Annotated in this window: 18 protein-coding genes; 5 read left to right on the top strand and 13 right to left on the bottom strand. The window is 45.7% G+C overall.

All coding sequences use genetic code 11. The features are described 5' to 3' along the window. The 3 genes from cysN to cobA all read right to left on the bottom strand — a co-directional run bounded on the left by cysN (position 1) and on the right by cobA (position 3371). Complete coding sequence (gene cysN / locus CKQ84_RS12785) at positions 1 to 1443, bottom strand: sulfate adenylyltransferase subunit CysN (protein WP_105251587.1); 1443 nt, start codon at positions 1441 to 1443, stop codon at positions 1 to 3. An 82-nt stretch (positions 1444 to 1525) separates the two neighbouring features. Next, positions 1526 to 2434, bottom strand: coding sequence for a sulfate adenylyltransferase subunit CysD (cysD, locus tag CKQ84_RS12780; protein ID WP_105251586.1), 909 nt, complete (start codon positions 2432 to 2434; stop codon positions 1526 to 1528). A gap of 91 nt (positions 2435 to 2525) precedes the next feature. Beyond that, on the bottom strand, positions 2526 to 3371 hold the full coding sequence (gene cobA / locus CKQ84_RS12775; protein WP_105251585.1) for a uroporphyrinogen-III C-methyltransferase: 846 nt from the start codon (positions 3369 to 3371) through the stop codon (positions 2526 to 2528). Between the two features lie 441 nt (positions 3372 to 3812). On the opposite strand from cobA, the gene CKQ84_RS12770 reads away from it, so the two are divergent. Then, entirely contained in the window at positions 3813 to 4697 is an 885-nt protein-coding gene (locus tag CKQ84_RS12770) for a phospholipase A (RefSeq protein WP_105251584.1), read from the top strand. 233 nt (positions 4698 to 4930) lie between these two features. Next, complete coding sequence (locus CKQ84_RS12765) at positions 4931 to 6487, top strand: S41 family peptidase (protein WP_105251583.1); 1557 nt, start codon at positions 4931 to 4933, stop codon at positions 6485 to 6487. Between the two features lie 61 nt (positions 6488 to 6548). On the opposite strand, the gene CKQ84_RS12760 is transcribed toward CKQ84_RS12765, so the two are convergent. The 5 genes from CKQ84_RS12760 to CKQ84_RS12735 all read right to left on the bottom strand — a co-directional run bounded on the left by CKQ84_RS12760 (position 6549) and on the right by CKQ84_RS12735 (position 14601). Next, on the bottom strand, positions 6549 to 8285 hold the full coding sequence (locus tag CKQ84_RS12760) for a hypothetical protein (RefSeq protein WP_105251582.1): 1737 nt from the start codon (positions 8283 to 8285) through the stop codon (positions 6549 to 6551). 402 nt (positions 8286 to 8687) lie between these two features. Further along, the gene (mtgA, locus tag CKQ84_RS12755) at positions 8688 to 9473 is read right to left on the bottom strand and encodes a monofunctional biosynthetic peptidoglycan transglycosylase (RefSeq protein WP_105251581.1); all 786 of its coding nucleotides are present in this window, start codon (positions 9471 to 9473) and stop codon (positions 8688 to 8690) included. A 756-nt stretch (positions 9474 to 10229) separates the two neighbouring features. Continuing rightward, a complete protein-coding gene (locus CKQ84_RS12745) occupies positions 10230 to 11012 on the bottom strand; it encodes a phosphoadenylyl-sulfate reductase (RefSeq protein ID WP_105251580.1) in 783 nt (260 codons plus the stop codon). Further along, positions 11005 to 12702: an assimilatory sulfite reductase (NADPH) hemoprotein subunit gene (cysI, locus tag CKQ84_RS12740; protein ID WP_105251579.1), complete on the bottom strand. Its 1698-nt coding sequence runs from the start codon at positions 12700 to 12702 to the stop codon at positions 11005 to 11007. Before cysI ends, CKQ84_RS12745 begins: the two co-directional genes overlap by 8 nt. A gap of 99 nt (positions 12703 to 12801) precedes the next feature. Beyond that, positions 12802 to 14601 carry an assimilatory sulfite reductase (NADPH) flavoprotein subunit gene (locus tag CKQ84_RS12735; RefSeq protein ID WP_105251578.1) on the bottom strand — a complete coding sequence of 600 codons (1800 nt, stop codon included), beginning with the start codon at positions 14599 to 14601 and terminating at the stop codon, positions 12802 to 12804. Between the two features lie 419 nt (positions 14602 to 15020). Here CKQ84_RS12735 and CKQ84_RS12730 point away from each other — a divergent pair, with 419 nt between their 5' ends. Beyond that, on the top strand, positions 15021 to 16547 hold the full coding sequence (locus CKQ84_RS12730; RefSeq protein ID WP_105251577.1) for a Re/Si-specific NAD(P)(+) transhydrogenase subunit alpha: 1527 nt from the start codon (positions 15021 to 15023) through the stop codon (positions 16545 to 16547). 11 nt (positions 16548 to 16558) lie between these two features. Then, positions 16559 to 18043, top strand: coding sequence for a Re/Si-specific NAD(P)(+) transhydrogenase subunit beta (pntB, locus tag CKQ84_RS12725; protein WP_105251576.1), 1485 nt, complete (start codon positions 16559 to 16561; stop codon positions 18041 to 18043). 145 nt (positions 18044 to 18188) lie between these two features. Here pntB and CKQ84_RS12720 read toward each other — a convergent pair whose 3' ends face one another. Then, a complete protein-coding gene (locus tag CKQ84_RS12720) occupies positions 18189 to 18947 on the bottom strand; it encodes an IS5-like element ISSod6 family transposase (protein ID WP_105251575.1) in 759 nt (252 codons plus the stop codon). 196 nt (positions 18948 to 19143) lie between these two features. Between CKQ84_RS12720 and CKQ84_RS12715 the strand changes: the two genes are divergently transcribed. Next, positions 19144 to 19524 carry a hypothetical protein gene (locus CKQ84_RS12715; RefSeq protein WP_105251574.1) on the top strand — a complete coding sequence of 127 codons (381 nt, stop codon included), beginning with the start codon at positions 19144 to 19146 and terminating at the stop codon, positions 19522 to 19524. 196 nt (positions 19525 to 19720) lie between these two features. Here CKQ84_RS12715 and CKQ84_RS12710 read toward each other — a convergent pair whose 3' ends face one another. The 4 genes from CKQ84_RS12710 to hldE form a co-directional block, all read right to left on the bottom strand. Beyond that, the gene (locus CKQ84_RS12710; protein WP_105251573.1) at positions 19721 to 20305 is read right to left on the bottom strand and encodes a hypothetical protein; all 585 of its coding nucleotides are present in this window, start codon (positions 20303 to 20305) and stop codon (positions 19721 to 19723) included. A 168-nt stretch (positions 20306 to 20473) separates the two neighbouring features. Then, positions 20474 to 20953 (bottom strand): TetR family transcriptional regulator, encoded by a 480-nt coding sequence (locus CKQ84_RS12705; protein ID WP_006082899.1) that lies wholly within the window; start codon positions 20951 to 20953, stop codon positions 20474 to 20476. A 151-nt stretch (positions 20954 to 21104) separates the two neighbouring features. Further along, positions 21105 to 21932, bottom strand: a complete 828-nt coding sequence (locus CKQ84_RS12700; protein ID WP_105251572.1) for a hypothetical protein — start codon at positions 21930 to 21932, stop codon at positions 21105 to 21107. Next, on the bottom strand, positions 21929 to 23359 hold the full coding sequence (hldE, locus tag CKQ84_RS12695; protein WP_105251571.1) for a bifunctional D-glycero-beta-D-manno-heptose-7-phosphate kinase/D-glycero-beta-D-manno-heptose 1-phosphate adenylyltransferase HldE: 1431 nt from the start codon (positions 23357 to 23359) through the stop codon (positions 21929 to 21931). Before hldE ends, CKQ84_RS12700 begins: the two co-directional genes overlap by 4 nt. Positions 23360 to 23379 lie beyond the last annotated feature (20 nt).

Raw genomic sequence — 23379 nt, 5'->3', positions numbered from 1 at the left:
TTAAGCTCCAAGCTTAGTGATATCTATCGCTTGCCAATGGGGGAAGTGTTTACGCACTAAGGCATTAAACTCGACTTCAAAGGCACTAAATTGTGACGCTGTTTGCTTGTTAACATGTTGACCCGACACCACCATAACCGCGGCAACCGTCGCATTACTCAGGCGGTCGATTAAGATCATTCCGCCGGTATCGCGTACTAACGAATATGCATCAAACACTATGTCTTCGGTCAGCTCTAAGGTCACACGCGCAATGGCGTTTAACCCAAGCGTGTCCGTCGCACTGCGTGCTAAGGTATTAACGTCAACCACATAATCGATAGCAGTCACAGAAGCTTGCGTCTTCTTACCGGCCACTTTGATGTCGTATAACTGACCGAGTTGTAATGGCTTTTCATCCATCCACACTATATCAGCGCTGATCACGTTAGCGACGGCTGGCGCAGAATCGGGTTTTGCCAGTAAATCGCCACGGGAAATATCAATTTCATCTTCCAGCGTGATAGTCACAGCTTGGCCTGCAACCGCTTCTTGTATGTCACCATCGAAGGTCACAATACGTTCAACCTTACTGCGTTTGCCCGATGGCAAAGCGACTAACTCGTCGCCAACATTAATGATGCCAGAGGCTAAAGTGCCTGCAAAACCGCGAAAATCTAAGTGAGGGCGCGACACATATTGCACAGGGAAACGCACAGGCAATGAGCTGAGTTCACGTTGAGTATCAATGGTTTCTAGCAGTTCAAGCAATGTACCGCCTTGATACCATGGGCTTTGAGTGCTGCGCTCAACCACGTTGTCACCATTAAGCGCCGATAACGGCACAAAGTGGATATCGAGGTTGCCGAAATCTTTAACGAAATCCGTAAAATCGGCACGAATACGGTTGAATACTTGCTCGTCAAACCCAAGCAAATCCATCTTATTCACGGCCACAACAAAGTGACGAATACCCAGTAATGACGCGATAAACGCATGGCGCTTAGTCTGAGTCTGCACGCCGTAGCGGGCATCGACTAAAATCACCGCTAAATCACAGGTCGATGCACCCGTTGCCATGTTGCGAGTGTACTGCTCATGCCCTGGCGTATCGGCGATGATGAACTTGCGCTTATCACTTGAAAAATAACGATAAGCCACATCGATAGTGATGCCCTGCTCGCGCTCAGCTTGTAGCCCATCCACCAGCAAGGCTAAGTCAATGGCTTCACCTGTGGTGCCCATCTTGGCGCTGTCGCTCTTGAGGCTCGCCAATTGATCTTCATAGATCTGCGCGCTGTCGTGTAACAGACGGCCGATTAAGGTACTTTTACCATCGTCAACACTGCCACAGGTTAAAAAACGCAGTAAGCCTTTGTATTGCTGCAGGGCTAGATATTCTTTCACACCATGGAGGATAATTTCTGCCGCCATGAGATTGGTTTTATTGACCGCTTTGTCCATCATATTCTCACTCTTGATCTGCTTGGCTGAAGATCGCGCTGATTAGCGCCACCTTCGCGAAATAGGGTTAACCCTGTAGAGATTAGAAGTAGCCTTGACGCTTCTTCTGCTCCATAGAGGCGCTTTGATCTGAGTCGATCAATCGGCCCTGACGTTCGCTCGAACGGGTTAACAGCATTTCTTCAATAATCTTTTCTAGACTGTCGGCCTCAGAATACATGGCGGCCGTGAGTGGGTAGCAACCTAAGGTTCTAAAACGCACCACTTCTTCTTTAATCTGCTCGCCCTCGGCTAACTTCATCCGCTCGTCATCGGCCATGATTAACTGACCACCGCGCTCAACCACTTTACGTTTAGCAGCAAAGTACAAAGGCACTAACTCAATGTTTTCTTGATAAATATATTGCCAAATATCCAGCTCAGTCCAGTTAGATAATGGGAACACGCGAATACTTTCGCCCTTGTTCACTGCGCCGTTATAGGTGCGCCATAATTCTGGACGTTGGTTTTTAGGGTCCCATCTGTGGTGACGGTCGCGGAAGGAATACACGCGCTCTTTGGCGCGGGATTTTTCTTCATCGCGGCGAGCCCCACCGAAAGCCGCATCGAAACCATATTGGTTAAGTGCTTGCTTTAAACCTTGGGTTTTCATGATGTCAGTGTGTTTCGCACTACCATGGTCGAAGGGGTTAATCCCCTGCGCCAACCCTTCTGGGTTGATGTGCGTCAATAACTCGAAGCCAAATTTCTTTGCCTGCGCATCACGGAACGCGATCATCTCTTTGAATTTCCACCCCGTATCGACATGCAGCAACGGGAATGGGATCTTGCCCGGATAAAAGGCTTTACGCGCTAAGTGCAACATAACGGAAGAATCTTTCCCGATGGAATACAACATCACAGGATTATCGAATTCGGCTGCAACTTCACGAATGATCTGGATGCTCTCAGCTTCCAGTTGTTGTAAGTGGCTTAGTTCACGCCCGGCCATACTATTCTCCGTTACCTTAAATTCGCCGTGTTACCACAGCATGGATTAGCTTAATTTGTTTAACTGCTTAATAGCTTTAACTGTTTGCGGCTTAGCTTATCGACGCGACGGCCGAGACTCTAACCGATTGAGTCTGTTCATCGCTGACCTGAGTCGATTCAATCGCTTCAGGTTTGAACCAATGCAAGGTGTCACTCAGCGTGACGACTTCACCTATGATCATCAAAGCTGGCATTTGTAATTCTGGATCGGCGGCAAGCTGTTCAAGCTCACCTAAACGGCCGATAAAACGACGTTGCTCTTTAGTGGTTGCCTTTGACACTATCGCCACGGGCGTTTCAGGGCTTCGGCCCGCATCGACTAGACCTTGACGAATAATGCCTGCGTTCAGAATCCCCATATACACGACTAAGGTATTGTTAGGATTAGCATAACCTTGCCAATCCATAGGGCGACTCTCTAACTGACAATGGCCAGTGATAAAAGTGACGCCTTGGGCATGGTCTCTGTGGGTTAGGGGAATTCCCGCATAGGCTGACGTGCCGCTGGCAGCAGTAATGCCGGGAACGACTTCAAACTCAACCCCAGCTTCGACTAAAGTTTGTAACTCTTCGCCCCCGCGGCCGAAAATAAAAGGATCGCCACCTTTAAGGCGCACCACATTTTTACGGGTGTAGGCTTTAGTGACAAGTAACTGATTAATCTCGTCCTGTGCGGCGCTATGCTTGCCCGCACGTTTACCTACGGCAATCTTCTCAGCGTCTTTGGGAATAAGATCGAGGATATCTTGGCTGACTAAAGCGTCGTATAGCACTGCATCAGCAGTTTTAAGGATGCGCCATGCCTTTAACGTCAATAGCTCAACGTCGCCGGGACCTGCACCCACCAGCCAGACTTTGCCTTTGGCCGCTTGGCCCGGTAAAGAGAAAATTTCCATCAGAATCCCCAAGATCACTTTAGTCTGTAGAAATATAGCGCGTCTTATATTCCATAATAAATAGATAATTATTAGTTTTTATATCATTTAGATATAAAAGAATAAGTGACCACTCACTTAAAGTGGGGAAAACCTTAGGTTTCAAAATCAAAAATGCCCCAAATCCAGTTTAACCAATTGAAATAAAATGACTTAATAAGATTAAGCGAATTGCATCAAATTAATTTCTGTCCGCTAAGTGCATGATTTTGGCACTATGTTATTGCCAAAAATTCTACCTAAACATGTATCTATGGGACTAAAAATGGCTGACTACAAGATTTGTCATTAAGTGACACAGGATTTTTCCATAACCATAAATTCACTTTCTAATGTTAAGCTGGAAATAACTATCTTTGTTGAGTACGACTGACAAATAAATAAACACATCAAGGAGGGCAGATGAAACCACTTTACTCAGGTATTGCATTGGCAGGGCTATTAGCCTGTACGGACGTAAATGCCGAAGAATCATTAGTAAAAGGAAGAGTAAAAGATGAACTTGCCACGGCGGATCTACCTTTTGTGATTACGCCACATAAAGTGAATTACCTTTTACCAGTCACCTACAGCCCAGATCCCAACATGGCACCTTTCACCGAAGATGCAATACTCAACCCCTATTCTTTAGATGAGTTTGAGGCTAAGTTCCAAATCAGTTTTAAATTTCCTATTTGGTACAATGTGTTTGGTGATAATGGCCATATATTTTTTGCTTACACCAATCAATCCTATTGGCAGGTTTATAACAAAGACACTTCGTCGCCTTTTAGGGAAACCAATCACGAACCTGAAGTCTTTATGCTGTTTAATAACGATTGGAAAATTGGCAGTGTGACCAATTCCTTTTGGGGATTTGGTGCCGTACATCAATCGAATGGTAAAGCAGGGCCACTTTCCCGCAGCTGGAATCGCCTCTATGCCACTATGATTTTTGATGCAGGCCCACTCGCCTTCTCCACCAAAGTGTGGTGGCGTATTCCTGAAGATGAAAAGACAGATCCATATAAAGCCAGCGGCGACGATAACCCTAATATTGATGACTATATAGGTAAAGCAGAGTTTATTGGCGTTTATGGTATCGATGAACATAGATTCACTTTAACCGTTAAAACGAATCTAGAAGATATCGACAGAGGCTCAGCAGAACTGACTTGGAGTCATCCTATTGTCGGCAACTTACGCTTTTATACTCAATACTTTAATGGTTATGGCGAAAGCCTAATCGATTATAACTATCACAATCAACGTATTGGTATCGGAATTTCACTCAACGATATTCTTTAAGAAAGATATACCCACTTGATCCCGCTATTTAAGATTGTTTGGGTATATAAAGTGACTAAGTACAAAAATCGACCATAATTTGCTGCTAATCTACCAAACCTGCTGCTAAATTGCTCAGATGGACCTGAGTTTATGGCTCAGCGGGACGATTTACATTGATCCGAATGGCATTTAAGCCGATAGTCGCACACCTTTTTGTGCCCTGAAGCCGCGCCTTAACATCATGGAGGAATATGAGTTTTAGCTACCGCAGCATAGTCATGCTACTCAGTGTCATTATTTTCGCGAGCTTACTTAAGCTCGCGTTTTTCGCTGTGCCAAAAGATAGCGCTGCACCAGTGCTGAATGCACAAGAAGTACGCCAGGATCTCTATGCCTTATTGGATCAAATCGAGCAACACTCAGCGTTTTATGCCTTAACGGCCGACAAAGCCAACCCGCAGCTTAAATTTATGGCTAGCCTTATTGTTGAACAGTATCAAGATATTACTCCCAATGATCGCTTTGCTGCTGAAGTCACTAAATTACTCAATACCCTCAAAGATCCAGGCGCTCAAGTGCATAACTTCGATGATCAAAGCGGCGATCTCCCGTTAACGCTAAGGCCAGTCAACGACCAATGGTTAGCCTTGGATAACGGTAATAATCCAGTCAACAACGACTTCCCCTTTATCACTCATATCGATGGTTTACCTATGAGCAAATGGGTAGCGGCCAGCCAAGCCTACTTACCTGAGCCGGCAAAACAGAGTCAAGAAATGCAGTTACCTTGGCTGAAAAAACTTAACCTACTGCGCGAAGACTTAGGACTCAGCATAAAGCCCTATGTGGTCATTACGCTAATTAATGATGACCTGCAAAGCCAGCAGGTGACTCTCGCCCTGCCAAGCCATAAACCGCAAGTTCAATTAGCAACTATCAGTGAAAAAGACGAGACTCAAGATATTAATGTGCTCGAATTTATTAACCAATTATCTCAATTTGAGCGCACCGAATTTCAAGACATGCCAAATCAATTAGAGACGGTCAACAATACGACGGTCAAACTTAAGATCAGCGACCTCTACGCCTTTGAATTAGATAAAGAACAACAGCAAGAACTGCTAAAAGGCATGACACATCCCTTACTTATCATTGATTTACGTGATGCCAGTGGCTTTAGTCCGAAATTATTGACTATGCTGTCGCGATATCAAGATGCGGATTTAAATAACACTTTAACACCTAACGTGATGGGATTTGCGCACTATCGCCGCTCACCAGAGCTGAGAAATGACTATCTACAGCCGCTCAATTTTATGCCTCTGAATGCGTTAGAGTACAGTCCTCCTAGGCTCAAATCTCTCACCCGTAACTTACCCTCTGTCGATAAAGAGAAATTCAGCCCTTGGTATGTCCGCACTAAGCCTGCGGTGGCTCCTGAAGGGCGAAATCGCTTAGCGCTACTCGTGAGTCCCCATTGTCGCCAAGAATGCGAGTGGATTGCCTATCGTACTAAATCTTGGTCTAGGGCAAATTTGATTGGTGAAAAAACCTCAGGCGACTTTGCACGTCAGTATCATTTCAAACTGCCAAACAGTGGATTAAACATAAGATTCAGCAGTTCGTTAACCTATGATGCACAGGGGAGACTCCTGTCCGGTATCGGGACTGAACCGGATATTTTGCTCCCTCAGAACAGTGATATTCAATGGCAAGGGCTCGTTAGTTTAATGCGCTCCGCCAAGCCCAAAGCGCAACTTGTTCTGCCAGCACAGCACACTAAGTTGGCTCAAGCTAAGCTGAATTAAGCCAAAAAAAGAGCCAGCAATCTGCTGGCTCATTTTAAGCAAATATGAGTTTACTAACGCATTACTTCTTTTCAGTTGCTTTAGAATTGGCGACGGAACCTATGACCAAGCCTTGCTTATTCACATCGAAGCTCATTTGAACTCGCATGTTGTAATCTTTAAGCATTTGCATTTCTTCAGGGATCGGCTCACCGCTCATTTCTAACAGTGTTAGCACTGGCGTAAACATCTTGCCGTAATCGGCAGATAAGCTGTACATGCCATTCGCTGACAGTTTCTCGCCTGCTAATTTGTTGGCTAAAGCCAAGCCTTTATCACCGCTATACACCACTAAATGTTGGCCTTTAATCGCCAGCATTGGCTTAACACCTAACTCTGGAGGCAACATCAATATTGGAGATAAATCAGTAGCATCGCCGTTATCGGCTAATTGCACTTCAGCCAGCATAGGGGCGAAAGGTTTGACCATATTAAACAACATGGATGGGTTTTCGGCGCTGAGGCTGACTAAAGCATCTAAACTTTCTAACTTAGGCTCTTGATCTTGTGTGCTCATTTTAAAGTCGAGCAATGAAACGCTCATGCCTTTCACACCGTTAGCCATACCAGTGAACATGCCTAGCATAGCTGGGCTCTGTTGGCTCAACTCAGCCTGCAACTCTGCCAATGGTGCACAGGTCAGTTGCGGCTTTTGCAGATCATCCCAAATAGCCGTTAATGAAGGGGTAATTTCATTGATATCTAAGCCTATTCCCATGGAGAAGATAGTGCTGTCGATATCCGCCAGATGCGATGGAATAAAACCACGCATCTTTTGCATTGCCGCAAGAATAGGTTGATTCTTCGTTTCGACAACAAATGAAGCCGCCATATGGCTTTCTTTTTCAGTCACAGAAAACGCCGTTAAACCAGCAACAGTACGCGGCCAGTTAGCGGCAATCGCAGTCAGTTCGGTACGACATTCTGGTGTTCTGATTTGAGCTAATGGATCTTCACCCGCACTTTCATCAGCAAAAAATTGAGTCAGTTGCTTAGCTAGCATATTGCTATCTGCAGAAGTTAATGCCTTTACAATTTCCACATGGTTAATAAAGCTAATGCTGTCATCTTTAAAACCATGGGTCTTAATAATATCTTCTAATATGCCAGAAGCGGCTAATGACTGCGGCGCCTTCTTAATACCAAATGCCATTTCTAATAACTCAGGCTCGGTAATAGAGGTGCTGAAAGTCATCGTTAATATGCCATCTTTCTGGGCAAATAGCAGTTCTGCTTTCTCTGCTGAGCTTTCATCCGATAGTGCATAAGCGCGATAATCAACATCGCCCACTTTACGCATTTCGTGGGTTACACCACTGTCTTTTTCGGCTTTATCTAATACAGCCCAAAATGCTTCAGCCTGATTAACATCAATCTTTAATACTGGCAAAGCACCTAAAGTATAAATATAAGGTTTAACTTCATCGGGGAAACCGAAGGTTTTTAACAGTAAGGCAGGATCTTTCATCCCATCCATATACTGCTGATAAATGCTAACGAAGAACTTGCCCATAGGGCTATCCTGCACACCGAGTTCATCAAGCGTGTTACTTGGATATTGCTGATAATTTCCAGAAATAGACTGTAAATACGCTTTTAACGGGAAGGGTTTTAACTGGCCCGAAAATATCGGCGTATCGGCAGGCACATAGTCGAGCAAAGGATTAGCAGAGGCACTAGAACCCGCGCCATTCTGCATATACCAATAACCACCAGCACCTGCTGCAATAATTGCCGCGGCAATCACAATCTTTTTCATTTAAGAAACTCCATTTAATGACATTCAATTTTATGAAAACAATACCTAAAGAGCTCACCTTAGGTATTTAAATATTTATCCGCTCTTACATATCCCTTACGCAGATAATGCAAAATCAGAAAACGCAACGACTCAGCCCTACGCAATACAAACCCAGTTTAAAATGCTTAGGCTAAGCGAAACTAAGGTATAAAATTTTCCCGATAATTTAACATTAAACCGACACAGAAGCGAACAGGATAGGAGTTCGCAGCATTAAAAACGCATTAGAATTAACGTTTATTAAACATAACTCCAATCTTATTTCAATTCGGTAATAAAACATCTCAAAGTCATCGACGATTAAGCAAAGAACTCAATGACAAATTAAGCTCATCTCACTCAAACTAACTCACCAGAGCGTCATCGTGCTTCGTGGACTTTTTTAAGCGTGACGTCACCTAGCTGACGCATTTGCTTACGGATCCAAGCTGAGCGCTGCTGCACATACGATGACGGTGGAGACACCTTATAGCGCCAAGGATTGGGTAAAATGGCTGCGAGTAATGAGGCCTCGTATTGGGTAAGTTTTGCCGCTGACTTTCCAAAATAATGCTTTGATGCCGCTTCGGCGCCATAAATGCCTGGGCCAAATTCTACAATATTTAAATATACTTCAAGAATACGCGACTTATCCCAAGTCAACTCCATCAATAACGTAAACCAAGCTTCCAATCCCTTACGAAAGAAACTGCGACTCGACCACATAAAAAGGTTTTTCGCCGCCTGCTGACTTAAGGTACTTGCCCCGCGGACTTTGGTGCCTTTTTGATTGTATTTCAGTGCCGAACTTATCGCGGCTAAATCGAATCCAGTATGCTCAACAAAACGTTGATCTTCCGCAGCAATCACAGCCAATTGTAATTCGGGAGAAATTTGCGCTAAATCGCGCCATTGATGCCTGATCTCACCGATAGGAGCAGGTGGAAATAAGGCACGTTCGATACGCCAAGTCCACATAGGAGGATCGACAAATCGTAGTAGGATCACTAATAAAATTGAGCAAATAAATGCCCAAACTAATCCCTTAAATAACCAAGACAATAAACGACGAAAACCACGCTTTCGTCTCTGAGGTGCTGGGTCACTCGACTTATTAACACTTGGACGCCTGACATGATCTCGCATCGCATATAAAGGGGCCGTCATTTATACCATCTCATCCACACACTCTCATTTCTTGTTTCTCATCTATCCAGTCAAGCCATCCCATTGCAAGAATTCTTTGGGCAACCTAGGCTTACAGAAAATATTCTAAAGCTTTACGCGAGTTGCAAGCTGATCATGCTACGAGAGTAAAGGAAACACCAAGGATATCTTACTCGATAATCAAAGATAGGTTGAGAAATAACCATAACAAGAACAAATCACTATTAGAGATTAACTGGGGTCGACTTAACTTGACCTCGGCAGCTTTGACGACAGCTGACCGAGGTAATGATGGCTGATTAACGAGAGCTAGCAAGTCAATCAAACTGCTTGATACTCGCAGGTGCGAGTCAGGTTTTCAACGCTTTCACTGCATCCAATTAAGCCATATCGATACACAGCAAACCCAGCCCATAAATACCGATATACAACAACTTAACCTCATAAAAGACATGAATCATGTCAATTAACGCAGTAAAACGCTTCAAAACCATCTACGGGAACTTCAAAATATAGCGCAGGCTTAACCAATGTGCATAACTCTGTGAGTAAAAATGTACAACATTTTTAGCATTTAAAAATGAATGCAAACTAACTCTATGAATATCAATCTATCTTAGTTAAATGACGCTTAAATGACATCACTTAACTTCCTCGACAATCCAGAGTATTAAATTCAATCCCACTTATCTTAAAATGATAAAAAAACGCCCCAAACTAAGTTGAGGCGTTTAATATTTAAAATCAATAAAATGACTAGATATCGTAGTGCAAACCACACTCACGTTGTAGGCCATTAAAGCGAGTTTCTTCCTCTGTCATGCCTAATTCGAGTGGTTTACTCGAATGGGTATCTCCCACAGAAACATATCCTTGGTCCCAAAGTGGATGGTACGGCAAGTCAAATTGAGTCAGATAGAGGTGCACATCTTTATTCGACCACTCGATAATAGGCAGTAACTTAAAGCGCGTGCCATGAATCGCCAGTATCGGCAACGCCTCACGGGTACTGGCTTGGCTGCGTCTCAGCCCTGCAAACCAAGTGCCTACCTCAAGCTCGGCTAAAGCGCGTTGCATAGGCTCAACTTTGTTTAACCGGTTGTATTGCTCTAGTCCGTTTACCCCTTGCTCCCACAACTGGCCAAAGCGCGCCTCTTGCCATGCCGATGTCATCACTGCTTGGTACACTTTTAAATTCAGTGATAAACGCTCTGTCAGCTCGTCGATAAACTGATAAGTCTCAGAGAATAAATAACCCGTATCCGTGAGAATAACCGGAATATTCGCCTGTGCCTGACTCATCATATGTAGCATTACAGCGGCTTGGATCCCAAAGCTTGAGGACAGCGCATGATTACCGGGCAAATAAGTTAAGCCCCATAGCACTCGCTCTTGTGCGCTTAATCCACCTAAGAACTGATTAATACGTTCAAGCTCTATCGCTTGCTCTGCCTTAGGCGCACTCAATAATGCCTTGAGTTCGGCAGCGCTGACCACAGTCGGCACTTTATCACTGGTTTTTTGCTCAATATCAGCCATGAAAATCCTTAGCGGCATCGATCACCGCCTTCACTACACCCACGCGGACGGTGAAGTTACCAAAGGTTTCGCCTGCATCACGCTCTACGGCGTAGCGGCCAAACAGGGTATCCAATTCGGCGAGAATGTCCGCCTCTTGGATATTTTCTCTGTGCATTTTGTTCAAACGAGTCCCTTCAAAACTTGCACCTAAGTACAAGTTATAACGGCCCGGCGCTTTACCCACAAGGCCAATTTCAGCGGCAAATGGGCGAGCACAACCGTTAGGACAACCCGTCATACGCACGACAATCGCTTGCTCGCTAATGCCGTGTTTTGCCTGCAGCGCATCGATATGATCGATAAACTCAGGGAAATAACGCTCGGCTTCCGCCATCGCTAATGGGCATGTCGGCAACGCCACACAGGCAATCGAGTGACCGCGGGTTTGCGTCAACACTTGGCCCAGCAGACCATGTTTACGGGCTAAACCTTCAATGGTAGCTTTATCTTCAGCTGCGACGCCTGCGATGATCATGTTTTGATTCGAGGTCATGCGGAAATCGCCCTTGTGGATCTTAGCAATTTCACGCAGCCCCGTTTGCAGGGTTTGGCCTGGTAAATCTTTAATACGACCGCTTTCGATAAATAAGGTTAAATGCCACTTACCGTCAACGCCTTCGACCCAACCATAACGATCGCCGCGATCGCCAATCACTACATCACGTTTAGGTTCAAATTTCACCCCAGCACGTACTTCAACTTCGGCTTTAAATTTCTCATAGCCGTGGTCAACGATTGTGTATTTAAGGCGCGAGCGCTTACGATTAGAGCGATTACCCCAGTCGCGTTGCACTGTCATCACAGCTTCGGCAAACTTCATCACGTCTTCAGTTTTGATAAAACCAAAGTCGTCCGCTAGGCGGGGAAAGGTTTCTACTTCGCCGTGGGTCGAGCCCATGCCGCCGCCCGCGGTTAAGTTAAAGCCAACCAACTCGCCATTTTCGGCAACAGCAATAAAGCCTAAATCGTTAGTGTAAACGTCAACATCGTTATCGGGAGGAACCGCAACCGCCATTTTGAACTTACGTGGCAGATAGGTTTTGCCATACACAGGTTCGACGGTTTCATCTTCGGTCGAAAGTAACTTTTCTTCATCTAACCAGATTTCGGCGTAGGCGCGAGTATGTGGTAATAGATGATCAGACAGTTGTTTCGCCACCGCATAGGCTTGCTCGTGCAGTTTCGATTCCACCGGATTGGGGTTACACATCACGTTACGGTTAACGTCACCACAAGCGGCAATCGAATCCAGCGCTTCACGATCTAAGTCTTGAATAATGGTCTTCAAGTTACGCTTAGGAATACCGTGGTATTGGAAGGTTTGGCGGGTCGTCAAACGAATACTGTTCGAGCTGGTGAGCGTCGAGGCAATTTTGTCCACGCCTAACCATTGCTGTGGAGAACAAATACCGCCAGGTACACGGGCGCGTAACATAAAACTATATAAAGGTTCGAGTTTTTGCTCTTTACGTTCGTTACGTAAATCGCGGTCATCCTGCTGATAGAAGCCATGAAATTTGATCAGCTGCTGATCGCCGTCACTGAAACTGCCAGTCACAGAAGAATCTAAACCTTCTTTGATGGTCCCGCGCAGGTAATCACTGTCGGTCTTTAGGTATTCGTTTAACGCTAACTTTTGCTCACTCATGGCAACTGCCTCTTAAAATTGGGTTCGCTGGCTGCACAGGTCATCACGTGTGCAGCTTTGGCTATTCTTATGCGTTTCTTATCTGCGCAACGGTTGAGATTAATACACGTCTTTTTGGTAACGTTTATCGCTGCGCAGGGTTTCAAAATAGGCTTCGGCAGCTTCGGTATTCAAACCACCGACTTCGACTGCCACCTCAATCAAGGCTTGGTGAACATCTTTGGCCATACGTTCAGCATCACCACAAATATAAAGATGCGCGCCATTTTGCAACCATTGCCACAGGGCTTGGCCTTGTTCTTTAATGCGGTGCTGCACATAAATCTTATGGGCTTGATCGCGTGAGAACGCCACGTCGATACGGCTGAGATCGCCATTTTTCAAATACTGTTGCCACTCAGTTTGATACAAGAAATCCTGCTCAAAGTGAGGATTGCCGAAGAATAACCAGCTATCGCCTTTAATTCCTTGAGCAACGCGCTCCTGCATAAAGGCACGGAAGGGTGCAACACCGGTACCAGGCCCAACCATAATAACCGGTGTTTCTGGATTTTCAGGCAAACGGAAATGCTTGTTCGACTCAACATAAACCTTAACTTGCGTGCCTTCCTGCGCAGATGCTAAGAAGTGTGACGCACCGCCAAAACGTGCTGAGCCGTGGCGCTCATCTTCCACTAAGGCCACAGTTAAGTGGACTTCTGTTTCGACTTCGCTTTGACTTGAGGCGATAGAGTAAAGTCTTGGCGTTAATGGACGCAGTAGCTCAAGCAGTTTTGCTGCATTTAAGGTTACTGAGTTATTTGATAACGGATACTGAGTGACTAAATCGGCAAATTGATGCTTAAGGATAAAGTGGCGCACTTGTTCTTTATCTTCGCTCAATGCCAGCAGTTCAGCGCTGCCGCTCAATTCGGCCCAGGCTTTGACTAATCCAGGGTATAACTGGGTCAGTTCTTTCTTATCAACCAAAGCTTGCTTAAGGGACAAGGATTCTGTGCCTAGGGTTACTAACTCATCAGCGACCAATGACAGGCCTGCTAAGACTTCATCGACTAACACTTCGTTATTACTAAACCACACACCAAGGGCATCACCCGCTTGATAGGTTAACCCTGAGTCGCCTAAGTCGATTTCAACATGGCGCACATCTCGGTCTGATCCACGGCCGGTAATTTTCTGGCTCACAAGCACTTCGGCGCTATAGGGGTTTTGCTTAGTAAATTCACTTTCGCCAATCGCTTTAGCAGTGCCGATGGATACCACACTGGCGGACGAGGTTTCAATTAGCGGCTTAACGGCCTCTAATACATCGGCGTGCCACTGGCCCGCGGCAGCTTCATAATCCACATCACATTCAATTAAAGGTAACAGTGATTTAGCACCGAGTGCAGCTAGGCGGGCATCGAAGTCTTTACCAGTTTGGCAGAAAAATTCATAGCTAGAATCCCCCAGCGCAAGCACAGAGTAATGTAGATTGTCTAACTTAGGGGCACGTTTCGATGCTAAAAACTTGTGTAATTCAATCGCATCATCCGGCGCTTCACCTTCACCATGGGTGCTGACCACCAATAAAAGCACAGCTTCTTGCTTTAATTGGCGAACATTGTATTCGCCCATTGAAGCCAGATTGACCGCATAACCTTGCGCCAGTGCCTTATCGGCGAGCGCTTTAGCGACACCACGGCCATTACCCGTTTGGCTGCCATAGAGGATAGTCACAGTTTGAGCCGTTTGCGTTTGCGCGACGGGCGCTAATTGGCCCGCATTGGCTGTGGCAGCAAGATAGCCACTCACCCAGGCCAATTGCACAGCACTTAACTCAGAAGTGAGTTGTTTTAGCTTCTCGACTTGTCCTTGAGACAATGGCGAAGCCAGCGATGAAAGTTCTTTTAACAACATGAGACGGCCCTATGACAGTGTAATGTCCACAAGCTTATCGCGGTTTAAGAAAAGCAAAAAAGAATAAAATAGGATTTTTAATTCCATTTTGGAATATACAAAGTGCAAAATTTAAGCTACAAAAGTGTGCACTGGTTAAAAGTTTTTGATCCGACCAGTGCAGAAACGGCCTGCTTGAGAAATATGCACTTGTGCCAAGCTAAAGTATTGCCACAATGGTCATGAGCCTGTCGAACAATAATTTCTGTTGCCCACAGAATAGTTTGTTTTAAAAACAAAAAGTGTCCATCCTAGATTGAATGCCCTAACTGACTCGAATCACCCGCCGAATAAACGCTGGTGACGACAGATTTTGCAGTTGAGTACGATGAAGGAAGAACAGCAGGCGGAACGATTATATAAACCATCAGGGAGTAGTCATGCAGATTGGAATACCGAGAGAAAGTCTCGCCGGTGAAACTAGGGTCGCCGCGACCCCAGCCACCGTTGAGCAGCTTAAAAAACTCGGCTTTGAAGTTGTTATTGAGGCCAATGCGGGTCAACTGTCAAGTTTCGATGATGCAGCTTTTGAAGCTGCGGGCGCGAAGGTGACAACAAACGTTTGGCAAGCCGATCTGATCTTTAAGGTCAATGCGCCAAGCGACGCCGAAATTGAACAAATCAAAGACGGGGCGACTATCGTCAGCTTTATTTGGCCCGCACAAAACCCTGAGCTGGTTGCGAAGTTATCTAAACGTAAGATCAACGTGATGGCAATGGACATGGTGCCACGCATCTCCCGTGCCCAGTCACTTGATGCCCTCTCCTCTATGGCAAACATTGGTGGATATCGCGCCGTTGTTGAAGCCGCACATCAATTTGGCCGTTTCTTTACTGGCCAAATTACCGCTGCTGGTAAAGTACCGCCCGCCAAAGTGTTAGTCATTGGTGCTGGTGTAGCTGGCCTTGCCGCCATTGGTACAGCTGGATCGCTTGGCGCCATAGTGCGCGCCTTCGATACCCGCTTAGAAGTGGCCGAGCAAATCGAATCTATGGGCGGCCAATTCCTTAAACTGGATTTTGGTAACGAGGAAGGTGGTTCATCGGACGGTTATGCTAAAACCATGTCGGATGAATTTATTGCCGCCGAAATGGCACTGTTTGCCGAGCAAGCCAAAGAAGTCGATATCATCATCACCACAGCGCTAATTCCTGGTCGTCCAGCGCCTAAGCTCATCACCAAAGCCATGGTCGATAGCATGAAGAGCGGCTCAGTGATCGTCGATTTAGCCGCTGCGACGGGTGGTAACTGCGAATACACGCAATCGGGTGAGCTGTTTGTTACTCCTAACGGCGTAAAAGTGATTGGTTATACCGACCTTCCCGGTCGTCTACCGGCGCAATCCTCACAGCTTTACGGCACTAACTTAGTCAACCTGATGAAGTTAATGTGTAAAGAAAAGGACGGCACAGCCAGCATCAACTTTGATGATGTAGTCATGCGCAATATGACAGTGATTAAAGAAGGTGAAGTGACCTTCCCGCCACCACCGATTTCTGTTTCTGCGGCGCCAGCAAAACCAGCGGCGAAAATCGAGCCTAAAAATACCACCCCAAAGGCGCCATCTAAGCTCAAATACGTGCTCGCCGCCTTAGGCGTTGCAGGGTTTGCTGCCGTGGCATCGGTAGCACCACCAGAGTTCCTGTCGCATTTCACAGTATTCTTGCTGTCCTGCGTTGTTGGCTATTACGTGGTATGGAACGTATCCCACTCACTGCATACGCCTTTAATGTCAGTCACTAACGCGATTTCGGGCATTATCGTGGTCGGCGCCCTACTGCAAATCGGTCAGGGTTCAACTTTGGTCACTGTACTGGCGTTTATCGCCGTGCTGATCGCCAGTATTAACATCTTCGGTGGCTTTACCGTCACTCAGCGCATGCTGAAGATGTTCCGTAAGGATTAAGGGGGTTTAACGTGTCTCAAGGACTGGTAACAGCAGCTTACATTATTGCCGCCATTCTCTTCATCTTCAGTCTCGCGGGACTGTCGAAGCAAGAGACGGCAAAACACGGCAATTTATTCGGTATCTTAGGTATGGCAATCGCCCTACTGGCTACCATTTTCAACCCCGATACTAACGGAATTGCGTGGATCTTAATCGCTATGGTGATTGGCGGCGCGATTGGTATCCGTTTAGCACTAAAAGTCGAAATGACTGAAATGCCTGAACTGGTTGCCATCTTGCACAGCTTTGTGGGTATGGCCGCGGTATTGGTTGGCTTTAACAGCTTTATCGACTTACACCCACAGGAAGTCTCACAAGTCGTGGTGGCTGTCGGTGGTGATATCAATACGACCCTCGCCGCAGTACAAGATGCGCTAAGTGAAGCGGTGAAGACCGCCAGCAAAGAGCACCTCACTGGCGCTATGCTTAACATTCACTTAGTCGAAGTCTTCCTCGGGATCTTCATCGGTGCGGTGACCTTTACGGGTTCTATCGTTGCCTTTTGTAAGTTACGCGGACTGATTTCATCTAAACCTCTGATGCTGCCACATCGCCACAAGCTGAACCTAGTCGCAGTGCTAGTGTCTTTCGCCCTGTTGGTATACTTCGTACAGACAGGCGGCACTATGCCAGCATTGCTGTTGATGACCTTGATTGCCTTCGCCTTCGGCTGGCATTTAGTCGCATCCATTGGCGGCGCGGATATGCCAGTGGTTGTGTCTATGCTGAACTCCTACTCAGGTTGGGCAGCGGCAGCGGCAGGCTTTATGTTGTCGAACGACCTCTTGATTGTGGTCGGCGCATTAGTAGGTTCATCGGGTGCTATTCTGTCTTACATCATGTGTAAGGCCATGAATCGCTCATTTATTTCAGTTATCGCTGGCGGCTTTGGCACAGATGGTGTGGCCTCGACTGCCGATGAAGAAATGGGTGAATACCGTGAAACCAACGCCGAAGATGTGGCGGATATGCTGAAAAATGCCACTTCAGTCATCATCACTCCGGGTTACGGTATGGCAGTGGCGCAGGCGCAATATCCTGTTGCGGAAATCACTCAAAAACTACGTGATCGCGGCGTGAAAGTGCGTTTTGGTATCCATCCAGTTGCTGGTCGATTACCAGGCCATATGAACGTACTGCTCGCTGAAGCGAAAGTCCCCTACGATATCGTGCTCGAAATGGACGAAATCAACGAAGACTTTAAAGACACAGATGTCGTGCTCGTTATCGGCGCCAACGACACGGTTAACCCTGCAGCAATGGAAGATCCAGGCAGTCCAATCGCAGGTATGCCAGTGCTGGAAGTGTGGAAAGCACAAAACGTGATTGGCTTTAAACGTTCGATGAACACAGGTTATGCCGGCGTGCAAAACCCGCTGTTCTTCAAAGAAAATACCCAAATGCTGTTTGGGGATGCTAAGGCCAGTGTTGAAGCCATTTTAAAGGCACTTTGAGTTTAATTTAATATCAACAGAGTAGAAATCGCTTAGGCGATAAACACTATTCTAAAGAAATGAAGGGAGCCACTGGCTCCCTTTCTTTTCACATTTTTTTAAGCCTATTAAGCTAGGGTCTGTTGATCTTTGCTGTACAAATTGTTCAGCAATACATCGGCAGCCACATTAACATAAACGCCAGTGACACCATACTGGCGTAATTTCTTGCTAGCTTGTCATATCTTGTTGATATTGCTCGATAGTGCTTAATTCTTCCAAAAGCATTCTCCACTAAATGTCGATACCGATATAAGCACCAATCGACTCTTTCTTGAGGTGTATTCTTATAGCGGCGCCTTGGAATAACAGATTTCCCGCCTTTATTTGCGATAAGTTCACGAAAAGCATCGCTGTCATAACCTTTATCTGCAATGACGGTATCAATCTGCTTCAGGTGCTCAATTAAGCTGGGGGCGTGTGTAATATCGTGTTTTTGGCCTTCTGATAATTCGAAATAAATCGGTAATCCTCCGCTGTCGACGGCTAAGTGAATTTTGGTTGAATTACCGCCTCGACTTTTACCAATACTCTCATTACTTAGCGTCGCTGCACCTGCACTGTGCTGGTGAGCCCGCACTATCGAGCCATCAATAAAAACCCATTCTATATCAGCAAGGTTGGCTAAGGCCTTGAATAAATGTGCTAGAACGCCTTTCTTAGACCATAAATGAAACCGTCTAAAGACCGTGCTCCAATGACCGAACTCTTTAGGTAAATCTCGCCAAGGGATACCTGTTCTAAGGCGGTAAAGAATACCTTCGAATGTTTGTCTATGTTCAGGTTTGTCATAAACACGGCCTGTGCTTTTCATTAAATGAAATAGCTTTTCCCAGCGTGCATCGGTTAGCATAAGTCTTGGCATGGCTTGAGGTTATGGTTACTTTTGGCGAAGCAAATTATAACGTCTTGCCATGCTGTCTAAAAATCACTCTCGAAAGATCAACAGACCCTAGTCTCTGCGCCAATATGATGCGAGGCTTATCTGCCCACAATGCTGATATGCTTAATGTAAGCTAAAACAGTAAGTTAAATCTAAAGCTGGTTTAAGGAAATAATAAATGTTGCTTGGGTTGTTTATCCTGTCTGCCGTATTAATCAAAACCTCATTACTCGGGCTTGGCTGGATATCGATTACTATCGGCCTGAGTGGGTACCTATTTTGTCGATGGTTTAATATCAATTTAGATATCAAACTGATTGATAAATTTAAACGACTCTTTATCACTGGCGCGGCTCTACATCTTCTCGTCTATATCGGCTTAATCACTAAGCTTTTCCTTATCGACAGCTTTGAAGACTTGCCCACATTCCTGATAAGTCACTTAGTCTTCCACCACGCAATCAGTGCCGTGATTGCTGCTGCATTAACCTTCTTGGCGATTCGCATCTATCTACAACAGCAAAAATTAACTCAAGCCTATCGACAGGAATTAAGCTAACTCAACATGGTTTTGATGACAAATGCAGACGAATAAAAGCTGGCTAGATTCATAATTAACTTAAGTGCCATAAAATAATGGGGGACTAAAGCTGATCAGGCAAAGGTGTTGTCAGCAACACTGAATTCATCAATGGATTCAAACATCAGGGATAAGAATGACCCCTGATGTTTGGTTGGAGCTAAGCCAAGATACGTTAGTCGACGGCAATATCGTTATCTTTAAGCTCTTTTGACAGGGTTTCATAATTCGTTTTGAGTTTTGGCAAAGTATCTTCTTTGATTTTACTCAATACATTTTGCAACTGATCCTTACCGTAAGAAACGCTATAGTGACGGGTTTCAATATTGCTAATGATCTTCTCAGACTCTAAATACAAACGACGAATATCAGACAAAATATCACTCGGTGTTTCTAGCGCATTGGCAGAATAGCGCATGTTATCCCAGACAAATAATCCCATCTGCGGATGCATTTTCACTAAACTATTACTACTCACAGTCTCAACTGTGTCAGCGTAATGACTCAAGATTTCAACATTGTCACTCACTTCGTCATATAGGGCATGACGCAGATGATAGTTATTCTGCATATTGCTCAGGGCATCAAATTTAATTGCCTGTGACAACCCTTCTTGCGCGGCTAAATACACGCCAACAACAGTCGCAATGATTATAAAAATCTGACTCACCCAAAAACTGGTTTTGATAAGCTCAGTGTTATCAAGCTTAATGGCGCGTTTAGGCATATCTGCCTCATTAGAGATGGGGGTCATGTCCATATGTTTTATCCTGTCAAATCAAGAGTAAAAGGCAATATCACTAACTTAAATCATTGTTAAGTGGTCATCCTACACTATTGTGGTATGACTTACCTCAGTACAAATCACGATTTTTACTCACAAAAAAGGAGCCATCTGGCTCCATTTTTATATTCATTGGTCAGTCTATTATGCTGCTTTTGCCACATCAAAATTGGATAGCAACATCACAGCTGTACGGCCTAATAGGTGGTTGATCGTGCGATCGCCCGCTAAGCCTAACTCAGCAATCGCTTGCTGACGCGCTGTACTCACCGCTCTAAAGAGGGTAATTTCATTATTCGCACCACCACAAAGACTAAAGAACAGTCTCAATACTGCGCGGTAATGTTCTTCCTGCATTGCCTGCATCCAGGATGTTTCCAATGCCTCTTGGCTAGAAAAATCCAGCGCAGCAACAAATAGATTGCCGATACGACTATCTAAACGAACAAGAAAATCGCTTTTGCGTGGAAAATGGTGACTAATACCTGTGCGACTAATACCCGTTGCTTCAGATAACGTAGTATAAGACATAGTCTCAAAGCCGATAGTCAAAATTTGTCTTAACGCTTCATCCATAATTTGATTTATGGTTTGCTCAGTTTGTACTCGCGAGCGCTTAGCCATAGTAATGTCTCCCCTCTTATTTTTAGGGGGAAAGCTTACCAAAGCCGCTCAGGGATTACTGCTGTTCACTGGGCCGTAACCAGCGTATTTCACTTTTGTTCAGCTAGGGTTCAGTTTAAAACAGGCTTCACCACTGATTTAATTAACACATTCATAACATTGAATTTTGTACCAACCAGTTATGTGCTTTTTCTTCGCCCATGAGTAAAACGAACGTCGGTTGGAGATAGTGTCCAAGATCCGCTTTTCGCCAAAATAGATATTCAGGAAGGGGTTGCAATACACTCTCGCCAAAAGTGCGTTGCATTAAGCTCGAATACTCACCTAATAATCTCGGCTCTAATTGCTCGGCTTTAGGGTAAAAATTCGTTAAAAAGTCCCGATACTCGGCAAATTTAGCCACTTGAGCAACATCGTATCGATGCAACACTTGTATCAACATTGGCGAACTCCAATGTGACAAGTATTGCGGGCTTGTTAATGCATCAAGATTGCGTCTGTGGTATTGCTGCCACGCCAAGGCAAAATCATTTTTCTCCCGTGCGATACGCCAAACCAAATAAACGTCAGCTAGCCATTCATGTTGATATGCACTCAAGTGAGTCGGTAACACAGAGCCTTGCAGAGCAAGGTTCTCCAAATGACCGAGCTCATGCCATAGGGTTAATTGCGGCTGTTCAAGCAAAGGTAATTGGTAGGTCACCATATCGACACTGGCTAACTGTACTTGCGGTGTCCGCTGCTCATTAACTAAGACTAGGCCCGCAATTTTATTGTCATCGACGGGCATGACCATGGCACTTCTGCGGCCTAAATCAAGCCTAAATTGTTCGAGAGTTTCAGGAAGCTGCACCAACACTTGCTTAGGCAATAATGCCAAGCAAGTATCAAGCTCAGGTAAAGGGCAAATCAAAGCCTGCTTATCGGCAATGGGCGTCCAAGTCAGGCTAGATGCGAATGCCAGAGCGACTAAGCTCACTGATTCGCCATGATATTTTGTATAATCGCCGTGGTTGAAATACCATCCTCAAAGCCCAGCACTTGCACTTGGCCACCGGCGGCAATCACTTCAGCGCCACCAGCAATATCCTCAAGCTTATAATCACCACCTTTGACCAGCAGATTTGGCAGCAATCGAGTAATGATGCGCTGCGGCGTATCTTCACTAAAAGGCACAACCCAATCGACAGAAGCTAAGCCAGCGAGCACAGCCATACGACGATCAACCTGATTAACTGGACGGCCTTCACCCTTGAGGCGTTTAACCGAGGCATCATCGTTTACCGCGACGATCAAACGATCGCCCAAAGCTTTCGCCTGTTTAAGATAGCTCACGTGGCCCGCATGTAAAATATCAAAGCAACCATTAGTCATCACTACACGTTCACCGCGTAGTTTGGCTTGCTCTAAGGCGTAGGCCAGTTGATCTTCACTCACCACCCCAAAACCCGATTCTCCATGGTGCAAAGCTAAAGCTTCAATAAGCTCAATGCGGCTCACGGTAGAAGTGCCAAGTTTACCGACCACAACGCCTGCGGCGGTGTTCGCAATCGCACAAGCTTGCGGTAAATCGGCGCCCGCGGCTAATGAGGTTGCTAAGGCCGAAATCACAGTATCGCCAGCCCCCGTCACATCATAGACTTCACGGGCAACGGTAGGAATGTGCAACTCAGGCGCATTAGCGGTCACTAAGGTCATACCCTTTTCAGAGCGGGTGACTAAAATGGCATCAAAATGATGTTGCCTGAGTAAACCGCGGGCTTTTTCTAGCAGATCGGCTTCAGAGGTCACAGTGCCAACAACTGCTTCAAACTCGCTCATATTTGGGGTAATGAGTGACGCGCCATGATAACGACCAAAGTCACTACCCTTAGGATCGACTAATACCATCACACCTTTCGAACGCGCTAATGCAATAAAATCTCGCGGCTGATCGATAGCGCCCTTTGCATAGTCGGACAACACCACGACATCGACAGAATCGAGTAAAGCCTCGGATTGTTTCAATAAACGCACGCTATCGGCCTTGTCGAAGGCTTCTTCGAAATCGAGGCGGATAAGCTGCTGATTACGTGATAACACCCGCAGCTTAGTGATGGTTGGTTTATCAGCAATACTTAACCATTGGGGTTCAACCCCTAAAGTTTGCACACCGAGCGTTAGGGCATGGGCAGTATCGTCTTGACCGACGAGCCCGGCAAGTTGGACTTGCCCCCCTAAGGTCGCGATATTGAGCGCCACGTTGGCCGCGCCGCCGGGTCTGTCTTCGACTTGATTAATCTTCACCACAGGTACGGGGGCTTCAGGGGAGATACGTCCCGTAGGGCCAACCCAATAGCGGTCTAACATCACATCGCCGACGACTAACACTCTGGCTTTTTCAAATGCTGGCAGAGAAACCTTCATAGTGCTCTTATCTTTATGCA

The sequence above is a fragment of the Shewanella sp. WE21 genome (genome assembly GCF_002966515.1).
Classification (GTDB): Bacteria; Pseudomonadota; Gammaproteobacteria; order Enterobacterales; family Shewanellaceae; genus Shewanella; species Shewanella oncorhynchi.
Note: the sequence above shows the minus strand (reverse complement) of the source record. Positions and strands in the feature narration are given on the sequence as shown.

What these genes read in the sequence shown, in the direction of transcription:
- cysN (WP_105251587.1), bottom strand. Translation starts at nt 1,443, where the DNA reads ATGGACAAAGCGGTCAATAAAACCAATCTCATGGCGGCAGAAATTATC.
- cysD (WP_105251586.1), bottom strand. Translation starts at nt 2,434, where the DNA reads ATGGCCGGGCGTGAACTAAGCCACTTACAACAACTGGAAGCTGAGAGC.
- cobA (WP_105251585.1), bottom strand. Translation starts at nt 3,371, where the DNA reads ATGGAAATTTTCTCTTTACCGGGCCAAGCGGCCAAAGGCAAAGTCTGG.
- CKQ84_RS12770 (WP_105251584.1), top strand. Translation starts at nt 3,813, where the DNA reads ATGAAACCACTTTACTCAGGTATTGCATTGGCAGGGCTATTAGCCTGT.
- CKQ84_RS12765 (WP_105251583.1), top strand. Translation starts at nt 4,931, where the DNA reads ATGAGTTTTAGCTACCGCAGCATAGTCATGCTACTCAGTGTCATTATT.
- CKQ84_RS12760 (WP_105251582.1), bottom strand. Translation starts at nt 8,285, where the DNA reads ATGAAAAAGATTGTGATTGCCGCGGCAATTATTGCAGCAGGTGCTGGT.
- mtgA (WP_105251581.1), bottom strand. Translation starts at nt 9,473, where the DNA reads ATGACGGCCCCTTTATATGCGATGCGAGATCATGTCAGGCGTCCAAGT.
- CKQ84_RS12745 (WP_105251580.1), bottom strand. Translation starts at nt 11,012, where the DNA reads ATGGCTGATATTGAGCAAAAAACCAGTGATAAAGTGCCGACTGTGGTC.
- cysI (WP_105251579.1), bottom strand. Translation starts at nt 12,702, where the DNA reads ATGAGTGAGCAAAAGTTAGCGTTAAACGAATACCTAAAGACCGACAGT.
- CKQ84_RS12735 (WP_105251578.1), bottom strand. Translation starts at nt 14,601, where the DNA reads ATGTTGTTAAAAGAACTTTCATCGCTGGCTTCGCCATTGTCTCAAGGA.
- CKQ84_RS12730 (WP_105251577.1), top strand. Translation starts at nt 15,021, where the DNA reads ATGCAGATTGGAATACCGAGAGAAAGTCTCGCCGGTGAAACTAGGGTC.
- CKQ84_RS12720 (WP_105251575.1), bottom strand. Translation starts at nt 18,947, where the DNA reads ATGCCAAGACTTATGCTAACCGATGCACGCTGGGAAAAGCTATTTCAT.
- CKQ84_RS12715 (WP_105251574.1), top strand. Translation starts at nt 19,144, where the DNA reads ATGTTGCTTGGGTTGTTTATCCTGTCTGCCGTATTAATCAAAACCTCA.
- CKQ84_RS12710 (WP_105251573.1), bottom strand. Translation starts at nt 20,305, where the DNA reads ATGGACATGACCCCCATCTCTAATGAGGCAGATATGCCTAAACGCGCC.
- CKQ84_RS12705 (WP_006082899.1), bottom strand. Translation starts at nt 20,953, where the DNA reads ATGGCTAAGCGCTCGCGAGTACAAACTGAGCAAACCATAAATCAAATT.
- hldE (WP_105251571.1), bottom strand. Translation starts at nt 23,359, where the DNA reads ATGAAGGTTTCTCTGCCAGCATTTGAAAAAGCCAGAGTGTTAGTCGTC.